The organism is Streptomyces sp. NPDC053427, from assembly GCF_044544985.1.
Lineage (GTDB): Bacteria > Actinomycetota > Actinomycetes > Streptomycetales > Streptomycetaceae > Streptomyces.
In genome coordinates this window covers 117,511-132,336 of the sequence record NZ_JBITYA010000007.1, presented here as the reverse complement: position 1 = coordinate 132,336, position 14,826 = coordinate 117,511, and the positions used below count along the sequence as shown (strand labels likewise).

The following is a 14,826-nucleotide window of genomic DNA, read 5'->3' as shown; positions in this document are numbered from 1 at the left end:
ACGCGAAGGACGAGCCCCGGTGCCATGGATAGGGCATCGGGGCTCTCTGTGTCCCGCGGCCACCGCGACGATGTCCGTTTGAGTCTGCTTGCCGTCCGAACGTGTTTACTTCGGCTATCTCCCGGCGTAGCATCCCGCTGAAACCACAGGTTCGGGCAGGGAACGGACACAGACACAGATGTACGCACCGGAGCGCCAGCAGGAGATTCTGCGGCTCGCCCGTGAGGGCGGGCGGGTCGATGTGCTCTCCCTCGCGGAGGAGTTCCAGGTCACCGCCGAGACCGTACGGCGGGATCTGAAGGCCCTGGACCGTGCCGGGCTGGTGCGCCGGGTGCACGGCGGCGCCATTCCGGCCGGCCGGCTGGACTTCGAGCCGGACCTCGCCGAGCGGGACGCCGTGGCCGCCGACGAGAAGCAGCGCATCGCGCGGGCCGCGCTGGCCGAGCTCCCCGGGGGCGGAACGGGCTCCGGCAGCGTGATCCTGGACGCCGGTACGACCGCCGCCCGGCTCGCCGCGGAGATTCCGCTGGAGGCCGAGCTCACCGTCGTCACCCACGGCCTGCCGGTCGCCGCGCGGCTGGCCGACCACCCCGGTCTCACCCTCCATCTCGTGGGCGGCCGGATCCGGCACCGTACGCGGGCCGCGGTCGACGACTGGGCGCTGCGCGCCTACCGCGAGATCAACGCCGATGTGCTGTTCCTCGCCACCAACGGCTTCTCCCTGGACGGCGGCCTGACCACCCCCGACCTCGCGGAGGCCGCCGTCAAGCGGGCGCTGATCGCCGCCGCCCGCCGGGTCGTCCTGCTCGCCGACTCCGCCAAGTTCGGGCAGCAGCACTTCGCCCGCTTCGGCGAGCTGGCGGACGTGGACCTCCTCATCACCGACACCGGACTGAGCCCCGCCGACGCCCTCGCCATCGAGCGCGCGGGCACGGAAGTCGTACGCGCATGACCCCCAAGGCGTACGCGTATGACCCCCAGGGCGGCATCCGCACGACTCTCAAGGCGATACACGCATGATCCTCACCGTCACCCCCAACCCCAGCCTCGACCGCACCTACGAGATCCCGGCGCTGGACCGCGGGGCCGTGCTGCGGGCCACCGCCGACCGGATCGACCCGGGCGGCAAGGGCGTCAACGTCTCGCGGGCGGTCGCCGCCGCCGGGCACCGGACGCTGGCCGTCCTGCCGTTGGGCGGTCCGGCGGGCGCGGCGCTGGCCGGGCTGCTGGGCGCCGAGGGCATCGAGGTGGCGGGCGTACCGGTGGCGGGCCAGACGCGGTCCAACATCTCGGTCGCCGAACCGGACGGCACGCTCACGAAGATCAACGCGGCCGGGCCCGAGCTCACCGCCGAGGAGTCGGAGGCGCTGCTCGCGACGGTCGGCGCGCGGTCGGCCGGCGCCGACTGGATCGCCTGCTGCGGCAGTCTGCCGCGGGGACTGCCGCCCGAGTGGTACGCCGAACTGGTCGCGCGCGCCCACCGGGCTGGTGCCCGGATCGCGCTGGACACCTCCGGCCCGTCGCTGACCGCGGCCCTGGCCGAACGCCCCGACGTCGTCAAGCCGAACGCCGAGGAGCTGGCCCAGGCCGTCGGCCGACCGCTCGCCACCCTCGGCGACGCCGTCGAGGCCGCCGAGGAACTGCGCACTGCGGGCGCCCGCGCCGTACTGGCCTCGCTGGGCGCCGACGGCCAGCTGCTGGTCGACGAGGACGGCGCCCACTACGGCAGCGCACCGGTCGCCGCCGTCCGCAGCAACGTCGGCGCGGGGGACGCCTCGCTGGCCGGGTTCCTGGCGACGGGCGGTGCGGGCGTCCGGGCGCTGGCGGCGGCGGTGGCGCACGGCGCGGCCGCCGTCCAGCTCCCGGGCAGCCTGATGCCGACGCCGAAGGATCTCCGTCCCTCGGCGGTGAGGGTCACGGACGCGGTTCCGCTGGACCGCGTACTCACCGAGCCGGTGCGTTGAACGGCCGGCGCCGCCCGTCCTCAGGCGCCGAACGGGCCTGAGGGTGTCCACCCCGCCAGCAAGGGAGTCGCGCGATGAGTGAGCTGATCACCGCGGAACTGGTCGACCTCGACCTGTCCGCGGAAACGAAGGAAGCGGCCGCACGGGCGCTCGCCGAGCGGATGGTGGCCGCCGGCCGCGTCACCGATCTGGACGGCTTCCTCGCGGATGTGGCCGCGCGCGAGGCCCAGATGCCGACCGGCCTGGACGGCGGCATCGGCATCCCGCACTGCCGCAGCGCACACGTGACGGAGCCGACGCTGGCCTTCGGACGCAGCGGCCGCGGGATCGACTTCGGTGCGGTGGATGGCCCGGCCGACCTGATCTTCCTGATCGCGGCCCCGGCGGGCGGCGACGCCGACCATCTGTCGATCCTCTCCACCCTCGCCCGCCACCTGATGGACGAGGCGTTCACCGGCGCGTTGCGGTCCGCCGTCGAGCCGGGCCCGGCGGCGGCGCTCATACGGGGAGACGAACCACCGCGCCCGGACGCCGGCGAAGCGTCGGCCCCGGAACCCGAGCCGGAGCCGACCCCCGAACCCGAACCGGCAGCCGCACCCGAACCGGCCGCCGCCCCCGCCCCCTTCCGTATCGTCGCCGTCACCTCCTGCCCCACCGGCATCGCCCACACCTACATGGCCGCCGAGTCGCTCGAGAAGGCGGGAAAGGCCGCCGGTGTCGAGGTATCCGTCGAGACGCAGGGCTCGGCCGGATTCAAGCGGCTGGACCCGCGGCTGGTCGCGGCCGCGGACGGCGTGATCTTCGCGCATGACGTCGAGGTACGGGACAAGGACCGCTTCGCCGGGAAGCCGACCGTCGACGTCGGGGTGAAGGCGGGCGTCAACCGCCCCGCCGAACTCATCGCCGAGGTACGGGAGAAGGCCGAGCGCGGGGAAACCGGCGCCCCGGCGCGGGCCGCCGCCCCCATGGACAAGGACGCCGACCAGGCCGACGGCTTCGCCACCCGCCTGCGCACATGGCTGATGACCGGCGTCAGCTACGTGGTTCCCTTCGTCGCCGCGGGCGGCCTCCTCATCGCCCTCGCCTTCGCCCTCGGCGGCTACACCGTCGACAAGGCGCCGTCCGTCGCCCACCACTTCCTCTGGACCGAGTCCGCCAGCTGGGCGGCCCTCCTCTTCCAGACCGGCAGCGTCGCCTTCGGCTTCCTCGTCCCGGTCCTGGCCGGCTTCATCGCGTACGGCATGGCGGACCGGCCCGGACTCGTCCCCGGCTTCGTCGGCGGCGCCGTCGCCCTCACCGTCAACGCGGGCTTCCTCGGCGGTCTGATCGCCGGACTCCTCGCGGGCGCGGTGGTCAGGGCGGTCCAACGGATCGGCATCCCGCCCGCGTTGCGCGGCATCATGCCGGTCGTCGTCATCCCGCTGCTGTCCTCCGCGGTCGTCGGCTTCCTGATGTTCCTGGTCGTCGGCAAGCCGGTCGCCGCGCTGCAAAAGGGCCTGACCGACTGGCTGTCCGGCCTCTCCGGCGCCAACGCGGTCATCCTGGGGGCTCTGCTGGGCCTGATGATGTGCTTCGACCTCGGCGGCCCGCTGAACAAGGTCGCCTACACCTTCGCCGTCGGCGGCCTCGCCCACCCCAACGAGGGGAGCCTGAAGGTGATGGCCGCGGTGATGGCGGCCGGCATGGTCCCGCCGCTGGCGATGGCGCTGGCAACGACCGTACGCGGCAGGCTCTTCACCACGACCGAACGCGAGAACGGCAAGGCGGCCTGGGTGCTGGGCGCCTCCTTCATCACCGAGGGCGCCATCCCGTTCGCCGCCGCCGACCCGCTGCGCGTCATCCCCTCCGCGATGGCCGGCGGCGCGGTCACCGGCGCCCTGTCGATGGCCTTCGGCTGCACCCTGCGCGCCCCGCACGGCGGCATCTTCGTCGTCCCCCTGATCGGGCAGCCGCTCCTCTACCTCCTGGCCATCGCGGCGGGTACGGGCGTCAGCGCGGCCCTGGTGATGCTGCTCAAGGGGCTTCGCGGCGCCCCCGGAGCGGGGAGTTCGGGAACGGCGGCGGCCGCCACCGGCGAACGGGAGGTGCCGGTGGCGGCCTGAGCCGTCGAACGCTTCTCTTCTCCCCGCCGCGGTGCTCGGCCGCCGACCACCGCTGCTACTGTGCGGCGGCGGTGAGAAGGAGCGACGGAGGCGACATGCATCACGGACCGGAACTGCCGTCGCTCGGGCTGAAGGATGACGCCCCCAGCCCGGCGGAGGACGCTCTGCAGCGGCAGGTGCGGGCCTGGTCGATGCTGCCGCCTGCCTTCGCGGTGGGTCTTCCCTGGGCATGGCTCTCTATGGCGTTCACCCACGGCGGGCCCAGGATTCCCCCGGTGCTCGCCTGCCTCCTGACATCCGCCGCGCTGGCGCTGACCTGGTACGGCCGTCGTCGCTCGCGCCCCATCCTGACCTGGGTGGGCATCGGCTGCTACCTGCTCGCCGTTGCCCTCTGCGTGCTGCTGGCAAAGGTTCTTTGACGCGCTACCCGGAAATCCGGAGCCGGTCGTACAGCGCCCGCAGCGGCCGCGGCGCCCACCAATGCGCCTTTCCGGCGAGCCGGATGAACACCGGTACCAGCACCGCCCGGATCAGCGTGGCGTCGAGGAGATTCACCACCACCGTGCCGATGCCCAGCCTCTTCAGAAGGACGATTCCGGAGGAGGCACAGGTGGCGAACGAGGCCGCGAGAATGACCGTCGCCTTCAGGCGCTCCACGAGCGGCTGCTGCTCCAGGACCCGCAGCTGATGACGGTCCCGACGCTCCGCCGGGACGAGGGACCGATGGGCGCTCGCCTGCTCACCTGAAGGTAAGTACGCACTTATTAGTGCGTACTTGTCCGCCCCCGGGCTTCCGCAAAGACTGGCGACGCAAGCAGCAGACGTAATGCGGAATGCGGAACGTGCATGCGGAACGTGGAAAGCGGAAAGCGGGAAGCGGGACCAATGGCGGTATCGAAGAATATTGCGGCGAATGACGCAGTGAATGTCGCAGTGAATGACGCGCCGAATGGTGCAGTGAATGTCGCGGTGCTCGGGCTCGGGGCCATGGGTACGGCCCTCGCGGACGCCCTGCTGGCGGCCGGCCACCGGGTGACCGTGTGGAACCGTACGGCCGCCAGGGCGGACGGGTTGGTCGGGCGGGGTGCGCGGCGGGCCGGATCCGTGGCGGAGGCGGTCGCCGAGGGGGACGTGGTGATCGTCTGCATCCTGGATTACGCGGATGTCGGGGTGTTGCTGGAGGAACAGGCCGGCGGCGGCGAGGCGCTGCGGGGCCGGGTCGTGGTGAATGTGACCAATGGGTCGCCCGAGGAGGCCCGGGCGATGGCGAAGCGGGTGGCGGGGCTCGGCGGCGCGTATCTGGACGGCGGGATCATGGCCGTGCCCGAGATGATCGGCCGGCCCGAGGCGTTCGTGCTCTACAGCGGGTCGCGGGCGGCGTTCGCGACGTACCAGGGGGTGCTGGACGCGTTCGCCCGCAGCGTCTACCTGGGGGAGGACCCGGGGGCGGCACCGCTGAACGACCTGGCGCTGCTGAGCGGGATGTACGGCATGTTCGGCGGCTTTGCGCATGCGGCGGCGCTGGTGCGCTCGGCGGGCGGCCCGGTCGAGGAGTTCACGACGGGGCTGCTGGTGCCGTGGCTGCGGGCGATGTGCGGCGCGCTGCCCGCGATGGCGGCGGAGATCGACTCCGGGGACTACGGCGCCACCGGCTCGAACCTCGCCATGCAGGTCTCGCACGACAGCATCGGTGCGGTGAGCCACGCGCAGGGCGTCAGCGACGAACTGTTCGCCCCGGTCTTCGCGCTGATGCGGCGGCGGGTGGCGGGCGGCCACGGGGACGAGGGCTTCGCGGGCGTGGTGGAGGAGCTGTTGCGGGCGCCGTAGCGAAACACGACGGTGGCCGGTCCCTCCGCAGAGGGACCGGCCACCGTCAGAGCCGTTCGGTACCGGAGCGCGCCGGGCGGCGCCGGTCGGCGGTCAGGCCGCGCTGCCCGCCTGCCACTCCGACCACGACAGGTTCCAGCCGTTGAGGCCGTTGTCCGGCTTGACCGTCTGGTCGTGGGAGTTCTTCACGATGACGACATCGCCGACCAGCGACTCGTTGAAGAACCACTTGCCCGGGGTGTCGCCACCGCCGCCCTTCTGGTCGCGCAGACCGACGCAGCCGTGGCTGGTGCCGGAGTTGCCGAAGACGGACGAGGCGCCCCAGTAGTTGCCGTGGATGAAGGTGCCGGAGGACGACAGGCGCATGGCGTGCGGGACGTCCTTGATGTCGTACTCGCCGCCGAAGCCGACCGTCGAGCCGTCCATCCGGGTCTGCTCGAACTTCTCCGAGATCACCATCTGCCCGTTGTAGGTCGGGTGATCGGGGCTGCCGCCGGAGATCGGGATGGTCTTGTACGTCTTGCCGTCCCGCTTGACCGTCATCATCTGGGTGTTCATGTCGACGGTGGAGACCTGCGAGCGGCCGATGGTGAAGGAGACCGTCTTCGACTGGACACCGGTGATGCCCTGGCCGCCCTTCACCCCGTCCAGGTCGATCTTCATGGTGATCTTGGAGCCGGCCTGCCAGTAGTCCTCCGGCCGGAAGTCCAGGCGCTGGGCGCCGAACCAGTGGCCGACGACCTGCTGGCCGCTGCTGGAGGTCACCTTGATGTGGGACTGGACGTCCTTCTTGTTGGTGATCACCTTGTCGAAGTTGAAGGACACCGGCATGCCGACGCCGACGGTCTTGCCGTCGTCGGGGGTGTAGCTGCCGATGAAGCTGTTGGCCGAGGAGACGGTGGTGAACGTCGCGTTCTCGGTGGCCGAACGGCCCTTGGCGTCCTTGGCATTCGCGGTGATCTTGTACTTGGTGCCGCGCTCCAGCTGGACGCCGGGCTTCCAGGAGGCCTTGTCGGCCGATATGGCGCCGGCGACGGGGGCGCCCGAGTCGGCCACGGTGAGCTTCACGTCGGTCAACTTGCCGCCGGTGACCGTCACCCCGGTGTCGTTGATGCTGGCGTCGGTGGCGCCGTCCTTCGACGACACCTTGATCTTGGCGTCCGAGGCGTCCTTGGCGGCCGCGGCATCCGCGCCGGCCTGGCCGTTCTTGGCGTCATGGTCGCCCGCCTCGGCGTCGCCGCCGCAGGCCGACAGGGCCAGCGCACCCGCCGCGAACAGCGCGGTCACGGCCAGCGTGCGGCGGGCCCGGCGGGCGCGGCGCGACGCGCCCGGGGCGGGCTGCTCTGCCTGCTGGAGCGGCCGGTGCGGGGTGCGGGACCAGGCGGGCGCGGGGTTGTCCGGCGATGTCACGAGCTGCTCCATACAGGGGTGTTGTGATTCCGTGCTGGTAAACAGCACCTACGGGCGGATTTGGTTGCGGGTGCGGCGATGTTGTGACGAAGGTCACACCCGTGGGGGGAGGGGTCGGTCGGCGGGCCCCGACAACCAGGTTCGCAGCGGGGTGCCGTGTTCGTCCAGGCGGGGTGGCGCCGAAGGTTGGGTGACCGGGGTGCCCGAGAGGCGCAGGGGGCTGGTGACTTGGGGGAGGCGGCCCTCGCCGACGGGGGTGACCGGATCGAGCCCCAGCCGCGCCGCCAGGTCCAGCGCCTCGGAGAGCGTATTGACCGGCCCGCACGGCACGGACGCGGCGCTCAGCCGCTCGGTCCAGCCCTGCGGGGTGTCCGCCGCCAGCCGCTCCTCCAAAGAGGCGACGAGATCCGTGCGGTTGTGCACCCGGTCCTGGTTCCGCGCGAACCGCACGTCCTCCGCCAGTTCCGGCGCGCCCAGCGCCCGCGCCAGCGCCCGGAACTGCCGGTCGTTGCCCACCGCCACCGCGAGCAGCCCGCCCCGGCAGGCCAGCGTCTCGTACGGAGCGATGCTCGGGTGACGATTGCCCATCGGCCCCGGATCGCGCCCGGTGGCCAGATAGCCGGACGCCTGGTTGACCAGCGAGCCGAGCAGCGAGGACAGCAGATTGACCTCCACCAGCTGACCCCGGCCGGTGCGGTCGCGGTGCCGCAGCGCCGCGAGGATGCCGGTGGTGGCGTCCTTGGCGGTCAGTACGTCCACCAGCGCGACCCCCGCCTTCAGGGGCGTACCGCCCGCCTCCCCGGTGATGCCCATCAGCCCGCCGACGGCCTGCACCACGAAGTCGTAGCCCGGCAGATGGGCGCCTTCGCCGGAGCCGAAGCCGGTGATGGTGCAGTGCACCAGGCCGGGGTTGGCCGCCCGGGTCGCCGCGTGGTCCAGGCCGTACTTGGCGAGCGAGCCGGGACGGAAGTTCTCGATCAGCACGTCGGCCCGGCGCGCCAGTTCGCGGGCGGCGGCCGCGTCGTCCGGATCGCCCAGGTCCAGGGCCAGGCCGCGCTTGGAGCGGTTGGCGGCATCGAAGTACGCGGCGGTCCCGTCGGCGGCGAACGGCGGGCCCCAGGCGCGGGTGTCGTCGCCGGTGCCCGGCCGCTCCACCTTGATCACCTCGGCGCCCAGGTCGGCGAGCGTCGCGGCGGCCAGCGGCCCGGCCAGCACCCGGCTGAAGTCGGCGACCACGATGCCTTCGAGGGCGGTGGGGGAGGGCGACCGGGTCGGCGGCGGGGGCTGCTGCGGCACGTGCGTACTCCTGACGTCGCGGACACGGTGCGGCCATGGTCGGGGCGGTGCTCGCCGGGCGGAAGCCTCCGCGGTGTCCAAGGGGAAGGGACACACCCTGCCGCGCCGGAAGGTGGCGGCGGCACGCCCCGGACCGGCCACTGGAAAAGGGCTGAAATGTCATAGGAGATACGTCACCTGGGCAATTACGGCGCCGGATCCCCTGTCGAAAGCCCTCGGCCGTGGTGTCCAATGGAACGGGCCGGTCCAGTTCTGCCCGTTCCGGCCCGGTTCCGCCCAGCGCCCGCCCGTCCTGGAGGTCCGTATGCTCCCCTCCGTCTCGATTCTGCAGCACGTCATCCTCGCCGTGCTGCTCGTCGCGACCGTCGCCTGGTTCGTCGCGCTGGCCAGACTGGTGCGACGGGCCCGCACCCAGCCCGCGGCCGGGCGCGGCCGGCCGCGGCGGCTCAACGCGGTGCCGCGGCAGACGGGGCCCGCCGGGCCGCCGTCGGAGTGCGTGGAGCTGAGCGCCGCGGAGCGGGAGGCGTTCGCGGTCCTCGTACGGCAGTTGACCGGCCGCGGCTAGGGCGCTCAGTCTCCCGCCGTCGAGCCGGGCGGGAGTCCCCGGAGAGGTCCTAACGGACCGGGCCCAGCCGCAGCAGCGCCAGCGCGGCCAGCATCTGCACCGACACCGTGGCCGCCGACTTCAGCGTCGGCAGATGGTGCTGACCTCTTATCAGCAGTACCGCGAGGACATAGCCGAAGCCCCAGGTCGCATAGGTCGCGGCCTGGATGAAGGTGGCATCGGTCGGCAGCCAGGCCACGATGGCCAGCCGCGGCAGATCCGTCACCCAGAACAGGACGATGAACAGGCTCGCGGTCGGCGCGAAGCGGCCGTTGCCGCCGAGCGTGCGGGCGATGGCGTGGGTGACCGATCCCAGCGCGAGGCTGGCCACCAGGACCCCCGCCTCGGCCAGCCCGACCAGTTGCAGGGCCATGGTCCGGCTCGCCGACCACTGCTGCCGGAAGGCATCCACCGACAGTATCCCGATACCGCCGCTGAGCAGCGACAACAACACTGCCGCACCCCACGCGCTGCGGTCCCGCGCCTCGTCCAGGATCTCCACCGGCCGGTACCAGAGCCCGAAAATCAGCCGGTGCCACCAAAGGCGGCGGCGTGGCGCGGGCGGACGGGGCTCCGGCCGGACGAGCGTGGGGGGAGGCGTGGGGGGAGGTGGCGATGCGGACATACGGCCGTTTCTACCACCGGCGATTTCGCGGCGCTGCGGCGGCGCCGGACGGCGGCGCCACGATGGGGGGACCTCCCGGTCGAGCGGTAGCCGGGACCGGGGGAGGATGAGACGCTCGGCCGGTGAGCCCTCAGACATCCGAGCACGACGAGGCGCACGGCGGCGGACTCGCCGGCCGGCTCAACTGGCTGCGGGCCGCGGTCCTCGGCGCCAACGACGGCATCGTCTCCACCGCCGGGCTCGTCGTCGGCGTGGCCGGCGCCACCGACGACCGCGCCGCCCTGCTGACCGCGGGCCTGGCCGGACTGCTGGCCGGATCGATGTCGATGGCCGCCGGCGAATACGTCTCGGTCTCCACCCAGCGCGACTCCGAAAAGGCCGCCCTGGCCCTGGAGAAGCGCGAGCTGGCCACCGAACCGCAGGCCGAGCTCGTCGAACTGACGGAGCTGCTGGAGGGCAAGGGGCTCAGCGCGGAGCTGGCCGCGGAGGTCGCCGAGCAGCTCACCGAGCACGATGCGCTGCGCGCCCACGCCGAGGTCGAGCTGGGCATCGACCCCGACGAGCTGACCAACCCCTGGCACGCGGCCGGCGCCAGCTTCCTCGCCTTCACCGCCGGCGCGCTGCTGCCGCTGCTGGCGATCGTGCTGCCGCCCGCCGCGCTGCGGCTGCCCGTCACCGTGGTCGCGGTGCTGGCCGCGCTCGCGCTGTGCGGCTGGAGCAGCGCCAGGATGGGCGCTCCGGCCGGATTTCGAGGTTCGTCCGCGGACAGCAACCACCAACGGCTCCTGCCTCGGATCATCAGGCGGCTGGGCGCCGCGCCGGCGACCCGCGCGGTGTTGCGCAATGCCGGTGGCGGCGCGCTGGCGATGGCGGTGACCTACGGCGCGGGGACGCTGCTCGGGGCCGCGGGGGTGTGACCCGGCCCGGCGGGGGTGTGACTGCGGCCCGCGGGTACCGCCCCGTCAGGCCCCGTACAGGTCCCGGTACGACGGGAACAGGCCCCCGGGGCCGTCCACCGTCTCCGCCGCCAACGCCGCCTTGACCACGGCCCGCATCAGCACATCGGCCCCGGCGGCGAGGATCTCGTTCAGCGCCCCGACCTGCGCACTCACCCCGACCGCCGGGTCGTTGAGGGCCTTTTCCGGCGCGAGCGGGCGGACGGCGGTGGACAGCGCGAAGACCGTGTCACCGTCGGAGAGGAGATGAGCGGGGCGGATCGCGCGGGCCAGGCCGTCGTGGGCGTTGCCGGCGAGCTTGTGGGCCTGGGCGCGGGTGAGGACGGCGTCGGTGGCGACCACCGCGAGCGTGGTGTTGAGCGGTGGGCGGACCGAGGCGACGGCGCGGGCCTGCGCGATGTCCCGGGCCTCGGCGAGCCGGCGCTGGGCGGCGGCGTGGATGTCGGGGGAGGGGAAGGCGGCCGGGCCGCCCGCCAGCCGCCCGTAGAGCGCGCCGGTGTCCGGGTCGGCGAAGCTGCCCGATGCGTTGACGGCGGCCAGCGCGGCGACGGTGACGCCCGAGGGCAGCACCACGCTCGCGGTGCCGATGCCGCCCTTGAGGCCGCCGGCCACCGCACCCGTTCCGGCGCCCGTATTGCCCTGCGCCACCGGCGAGCGCGGGTCCGTACCCGCCGCGGCCTCGGCCGCCGCCCGCCCCAGCGCGGCATCCGGCCGGGCCCGCCAGTCGCCGCCGCGCCCCAGGTCGAACAGGGCGGCGGCCGGGACCACCGGGACGACCTGCGCGGGATCGGGGCCGACACGGAAGCCGCGGCCCCGCTCCTCCAGCCAAGCCACCACACCGGACGCCGCGTCCAGCCCGAAGACGCTGCCGCCGGTCAGCACCACCGCCTCCACCCGCTGCACGAGATTGCGCGGATCCAGCGCATCGGTCTCGTGGGTGCCGGGCCCGCCGCCCCGTACATCGACGGCCGCGACCGCGCCGCCGTCCGGGGCGAGCACCACGGTGGTGCCGGTCAGATGTCCCTCGCCGGTCCGCTCGGCGTGGCCCACCCGCAGTCCGGTGACATCGGTCAGCGCGTCGTGCGGGCCCGGCAGATGCGGTACGTCCCGTCCCTGCTGTGCGTCAGCCATGCGTCATGGGTACCACGCCGACGGGCGCCCGGGCGGGAGTGTCAGCGAGCCGCCGGGCCCATCACGACAACCGGGTGCTGGCCGGGGTCCAGGGTGCGCAGCAGTTCCCGCATCACGTCCGGCTTGAGGCTCACGCATCCCTGGGTGGGGCCGTCGTGGTCGACATGCAGCCAGACGCCGCCGCCCTTGTACGCCCCGTCCGGCCGCTGCTGGTCCAGCGGGGAAGTGCCCGCGACGCGGTTGTAATTGATGGCGATGACGTAATCGAAGGCGCCGGCCAGCGGCTCGCCCTCGACGCCGGTGCCGTTGGCGACGAAGCTGCGGTTGTGGTCGTAGGGGAGCTTGGTGCCGTCGGGCGCGGGGAGGCGGCCGCCCGCGTCGGTGAGGCTGTAGACGCCCTGCGGCGAGCGGAGGTCGCCGTAGCGGTGGTCGTCGGTCCAGCCGTGGGCGGCGTTGTGCGCGGTCCAGGCGCGGCCGGGCCGCCAGTCGTCGGAGCCCTTGGCGCGGGTGTAGAGGACGACCCGGGACTCGTAGGAGTCGCTGTCCCTGCCGGTGACGACCAGCACCTGACGGGTCTCGGACGGTATCTGCTTGCGGACGGCGTCGCTCAGGCCGGGGATCAGCCGGGGGGCGGCGGGTGCCATGTTCGGCACGGTCCTGGGGGCGGGCCGGTCCCCGGCCGTGTCCGGGCCGGCGGCCGTCTTCGCCGCGCCGTTCTTGCCGTCGGCGAGGCTGTCGTGATCGTCGCCGGAGGCGGGCCAGGCCCACAGGGCGGTGCCGACCAGGGTGGTGAGGGCCAGACCGCCAACGGCCTTGCTGCGCCGGGACAGGCTCATGCGCGCGCGGTTCTGTGCGTGGCGGGCCATCGCTGGCGTCTCCTCGGGTGCGGGCGGGCGGACGGGTGCCGACGGGCGGACGGGCCTGCGGAACACCGGTACCGGACTGCCGATACGGAGAACCCCAGGCATAAAAAGGGCAATCTGCACCCTACCGCGTTCGTGTCGGGCCCCCGTCCCCCACCCCCGGCGGAGGGCGGCGCGCACGAGGGCGACGGCAGGGGAAGTGGGGGTCGTTCGCGGCGAATTGACGGGGTTCTGCGGAGGCGAGAGGCGGGGCCGGGGGAAGCGCGGAACGAACCGGCGTCCGCGGCCGAAGATGGCCGGATCCGGCACCAACCGGGCACGGAATCGGGCGAGTTGAATGCGCCCGCCCGGCGCCCGTACGGCATTCGCCCGACCGGTGCCCGCGTACGGCCGTTCGGCACCTTTACGGGCGAAGCGGCGCCCGGGACCGTAACCGGCCCGCCGGGTCGCCGAGGCGCCCGGCTACGCCTCCAGCGCGGCACCTTGCCGCGCCGTCAAGACGACCCCCACCGCCACCGCGGCCGACGCCACCACACCGGCCGCCAGCACCGCGAACTGCCCCGCGAACGCGCAGAACAGCACCAGCACGGACGACACCGGCAGCACCAGCTGCTGCGCCGGGCCGCGCTTTTGGTGACGGGAATGGATCAGCCACACGGTCAGCATGAACAGCGCGGCGGGCACCGTGACACACGCCGACGCCGCCAACAGCGACAGATGCGCCGCGCCCACCGACTCCTCCACCGCGATCTCGATGCCCGCGCCGATCGCCGCCGCCGAGCCGTACACCAGGTAGTGCCCGTAGCCCCACAGGAATGCGTGCCTGTTGGCGCGCAGATGCAGATGGATGGGGACCGCGAAATAGATCCAGTACGCGGCGAAGACCAGCAGCAGGCCGCCGCCCGCGATCGGCAGCAGGGTGCCCAGCTCGTCGTTCTCGTCGAGCGCGGACTGTACGGCGACGGTGGCCGCCGCGATCGTCTCGCCGAGCACGATGATCGTGAACAGGCCGTAGCGCTCCGCGATGTGATGCGGATGCCAGGTCGTCTCCCGCTCCCGCTCCGCGACCGCCGGCACCGACAGCTCCAGCGGAGCCATCACCACGAACACCCAGGGCGCGGCGCCCGCCGGTACGAGCAGCAGCGCGCACCAGCCGATCTGGCACCCGGTCACGCCCCGCGCATAGCGCAGCGCCGTGCGCCGCTCGGCGCCCTGGCTGCCGTGCGCGGCCCGCAGCCACTGGGAGACCATCGCCAGCCGCATCACCACATACCCGAACCACACCACCCCGAAGTCACCGGCGGCGAAGGCGCGCGGCACCCCCGCCGCCAGGATCAGCACGCCGGTGATCTGCACCAGGGTCATCACCAGGAAGAGCGCATCGTCCGTGTCGTACGCCGACGAGAACCAGCTGAAGTTGATCCACGCCCACCAGATCGCGAAGAACACCATCAGATAGCCGAGGATGCCGTGCCCCGGATGGCCCTCGGCCAGCGCGTGCACCAGCTGGCGGCCGGCCTGCGCGACGGCCACCACGAAGCACAGGTCGAACAGGAGCTCCAGCGGGGTGGCGGCGCGGTGCGCCTCGTCGCGGCTGCGCGCCCGCATGGGGACCGTCACGGGGACCGTCGCCTCGCCCCGCGGTCAGCCGGTGATCCGCATCAGCGCGATGCGGTCACCCTCGACGGTGAAGGCGAAGTCGGAGGGGCCGGTGTAGCCGTTGCCGCCGACCTGGAGGCTGACCGTGGTGGTGCTGCCCTGCGTCCGTACGGCCGTCACCTCCAGGGTGACCTGCCGGCCGATGAACTCCTGGTCGCTCCAGCCGCGGATCTCCTCCTCGCCCCGGAACTCGCGGCCCCAGTCGTTGACCGCCCCGTCGTCGGCGAAGGCGGCGAGGAAACCGTCGATGTCACCGCCGTTGGCGGCGCGCAGGGCACGGTCGACGGGCGCAGGCAGGGGCGGGGTGGGCATGGTGGCTCCTTGGCTCCGTGCGCGGGTTCCGGCCCCGCGCCGGGGGCGCGGGATGGCATCAGTACAACCCGGCCGGG

15 protein-coding genes are annotated in these 14,826 nt (G+C 73.1%); 7 read left to right on the top strand and 8 right to left on the bottom strand.

All coding sequences use genetic code 11. The features are described from left to right. Positions 1–178: 178 nt before the first annotated feature. The 4 genes from ACIGWZ_RS20790 (at position 179) to ACIGWZ_RS20775 (ending at position 4,485) form a co-directional block, all read left to right on the top strand. Complete coding sequence (locus tag ACIGWZ_RS20790; RefSeq protein ID WP_400066686.1) at positions 179–952, top strand: DeoR/GlpR family DNA-binding transcription regulator; 774 nt, start codon at positions 179–181, stop codon at positions 950–952. 64 nt (positions 953–1,016) lie between these two features. Beyond that, complete coding sequence (gene pfkB, locus ACIGWZ_RS20785) at positions 1,017–1,964, top strand: 1-phosphofructokinase (protein WP_400066684.1); 948 nt, start codon at positions 1,017–1,019, stop codon at positions 1,962–1,964. Positions 1,965–2,038: 74 nt separating this feature from the next. Beyond that, positions 2,039–4,066: a fructose-specific PTS transporter subunit EIIC gene (locus ACIGWZ_RS20780; protein WP_400066683.1), complete on the top strand. Its 2,028-nt coding sequence runs from the start codon at positions 2,039–2,041 to the stop codon at positions 4,064–4,066. 95 nt (positions 4,067–4,161) lie between these two features. Further along, on the top strand, positions 4,162–4,485 hold the full coding sequence (locus ACIGWZ_RS20775) for a hypothetical protein (RefSeq protein ID WP_400066681.1): 324 nt from the start codon (positions 4,162–4,164) through the stop codon (positions 4,483–4,485). 4 nt (positions 4,486–4,489) lie between these two features. On the opposite strand, the gene ACIGWZ_RS20770 is transcribed toward ACIGWZ_RS20775, so the two are convergent. Further along, positions 4,490–4,723: a hypothetical protein gene (locus ACIGWZ_RS20770; RefSeq protein ID WP_400066679.1), complete on the bottom strand. Its 234-nt coding sequence runs from the start codon at positions 4,721–4,723 to the stop codon at positions 4,490–4,492. 300 nt (positions 4,724–5,023) lie between these two features. Between ACIGWZ_RS20770 and ACIGWZ_RS20765 the strand changes: the two genes are divergently transcribed. Then, positions 5,024–5,893: an NAD(P)-dependent oxidoreductase gene (locus ACIGWZ_RS20765; RefSeq protein WP_400066677.1), complete on the top strand. Its 870-nt coding sequence runs from the start codon at positions 5,024–5,026 to the stop codon at positions 5,891–5,893. Between the two features lie 93 nt (positions 5,894–5,986). On the opposite strand, the gene ACIGWZ_RS20760 is transcribed toward ACIGWZ_RS20765, so the two are convergent. Together ACIGWZ_RS20760 and ACIGWZ_RS20755 are read right to left on the bottom strand one after the other, a co-directional pair. Continuing rightward, on the bottom strand, positions 5,987–7,315 hold the full coding sequence (locus ACIGWZ_RS20760) for an Ig-like domain-containing protein (protein ID WP_400066675.1): 1,329 nt from the start codon (positions 7,313–7,315) through the stop codon (positions 5,987–5,989). Between the two features lie 81 nt (positions 7,316–7,396). After that, positions 7,397–8,599 carry a CaiB/BaiF CoA transferase family protein gene (locus tag ACIGWZ_RS20755; RefSeq protein ID WP_400066674.1) on the bottom strand — a complete coding sequence of 401 codons (1,203 nt, stop codon included), beginning with the start codon at positions 8,597–8,599 and terminating at the stop codon, positions 7,397–7,399. A 304-nt stretch (positions 8,600–8,903) separates the two neighbouring features. On the opposite strand from ACIGWZ_RS20755, the gene ACIGWZ_RS20750 reads away from it, so the two are divergent. Then, positions 8,904–9,164: a hypothetical protein gene (locus tag ACIGWZ_RS20750; RefSeq protein ID WP_400066672.1), complete on the top strand. Its 261-nt coding sequence runs from the start codon at positions 8,904–8,906 to the stop codon at positions 9,162–9,164. 49 nt (positions 9,165–9,213) lie between these two features. Here the strand turns inward: ACIGWZ_RS20750 and ACIGWZ_RS20745 are convergent, their stop codons facing one another. Beyond that, positions 9,214–9,828 (bottom strand): YIP1 family protein, encoded by a 615-nt coding sequence (locus ACIGWZ_RS20745; RefSeq protein ID WP_400066671.1) that lies wholly within the window; start codon positions 9,826–9,828, stop codon positions 9,214–9,216. A gap of 122 nt (positions 9,829–9,950) precedes the next feature. Between ACIGWZ_RS20745 and ACIGWZ_RS20740 the strand changes: the two genes are divergently transcribed. Then, a complete protein-coding gene (locus ACIGWZ_RS20740; protein WP_400066669.1) occupies positions 9,951–10,745 on the top strand; it encodes a VIT family protein in 795 nt (264 codons plus the stop codon). Positions 10,746–10,790: 45 nt separating this feature from the next. Here ACIGWZ_RS20740 and ACIGWZ_RS20735 read toward each other — a convergent pair whose 3' ends face one another. The 4 genes from ACIGWZ_RS20735 to ACIGWZ_RS20720 form a co-directional block, all read right to left on the bottom strand. Further along, positions 10,791–11,915 (bottom strand): P1 family peptidase, encoded by a 1,125-nt coding sequence (locus ACIGWZ_RS20735; RefSeq protein WP_400066667.1) that lies wholly within the window; start codon positions 11,913–11,915, stop codon positions 10,791–10,793. 41 nt (positions 11,916–11,956) lie between these two features. Further along, complete coding sequence (locus tag ACIGWZ_RS20730; protein WP_400066665.1) at positions 11,957–12,781, bottom strand: L,D-transpeptidase family protein; 825 nt, start codon at positions 12,779–12,781, stop codon at positions 11,957–11,959. Between the two features lie 459 nt (positions 12,782–13,240). Next, complete coding sequence (locus ACIGWZ_RS20725) at positions 13,241–14,398, bottom strand: low temperature requirement protein A (protein ID WP_400066663.1); 1,158 nt, start codon at positions 14,396–14,398, stop codon at positions 13,241–13,243. Between the two features lie 24 nt (positions 14,399–14,422). Continuing rightward, on the bottom strand, positions 14,423–14,749 hold the full coding sequence (locus ACIGWZ_RS20720; RefSeq protein WP_400066661.1) for a nuclear transport factor 2 family protein: 327 nt from the start codon (positions 14,747–14,749) through the stop codon (positions 14,423–14,425). Between the last annotated feature and the right edge of the window lie 77 nt (positions 14,750–14,826).

Coding starts and splice junctions, on each gene's coding strand:
- ACIGWZ_RS20790 (WP_400066686.1), top strand. CDS start 179: ATGTACGCACCGGAGCGCCAGCAGGAGATTCTGCGGCTCGCCCGTGAG.
- pfkB (WP_400066684.1), top strand. CDS start 1,017: ATGATCCTCACCGTCACCCCCAACCCCAGCCTCGACCGCACCTACGAG.
- ACIGWZ_RS20780 (WP_400066683.1), top strand. CDS start 2,039: ATGAGTGAGCTGATCACCGCGGAACTGGTCGACCTCGACCTGTCCGCG.
- ACIGWZ_RS20775 (WP_400066681.1), top strand. CDS start 4,162: ATGCATCACGGACCGGAACTGCCGTCGCTCGGGCTGAAGGATGACGCC.
- ACIGWZ_RS20760 (WP_400066675.1), bottom strand. CDS start 7,315: ATGGAGCAGCTCGTGACATCGCCGGACAACCCCGCGCCCGCCTGGTCC.
- ACIGWZ_RS20750 (WP_400066672.1), top strand. CDS start 8,904: ATGCTCCCCTCCGTCTCGATTCTGCAGCACGTCATCCTCGCCGTGCTG.
- ACIGWZ_RS20745 (WP_400066671.1), bottom strand. CDS start 9,828: ATGTCCGCATCGCCACCTCCCCCCACGCCTCCCCCCACGCTCGTCCGG.
- ACIGWZ_RS20735 (WP_400066667.1), bottom strand. CDS start 11,915: ATGGCTGACGCACAGCAGGGACGGGACGTACCGCATCTGCCGGGCCCG.
- ACIGWZ_RS20730 (WP_400066665.1), bottom strand. CDS start 12,781: ATGGCCCGCCACGCACAGAACCGCGCGCGCATGAGCCTGTCCCGGCGC.
- ACIGWZ_RS20720 (WP_400066661.1), bottom strand. CDS start 14,749: ATGCCCACCCCGCCCCTGCCTGCGCCCGTCGACCGTGCCCTGCGCGCC.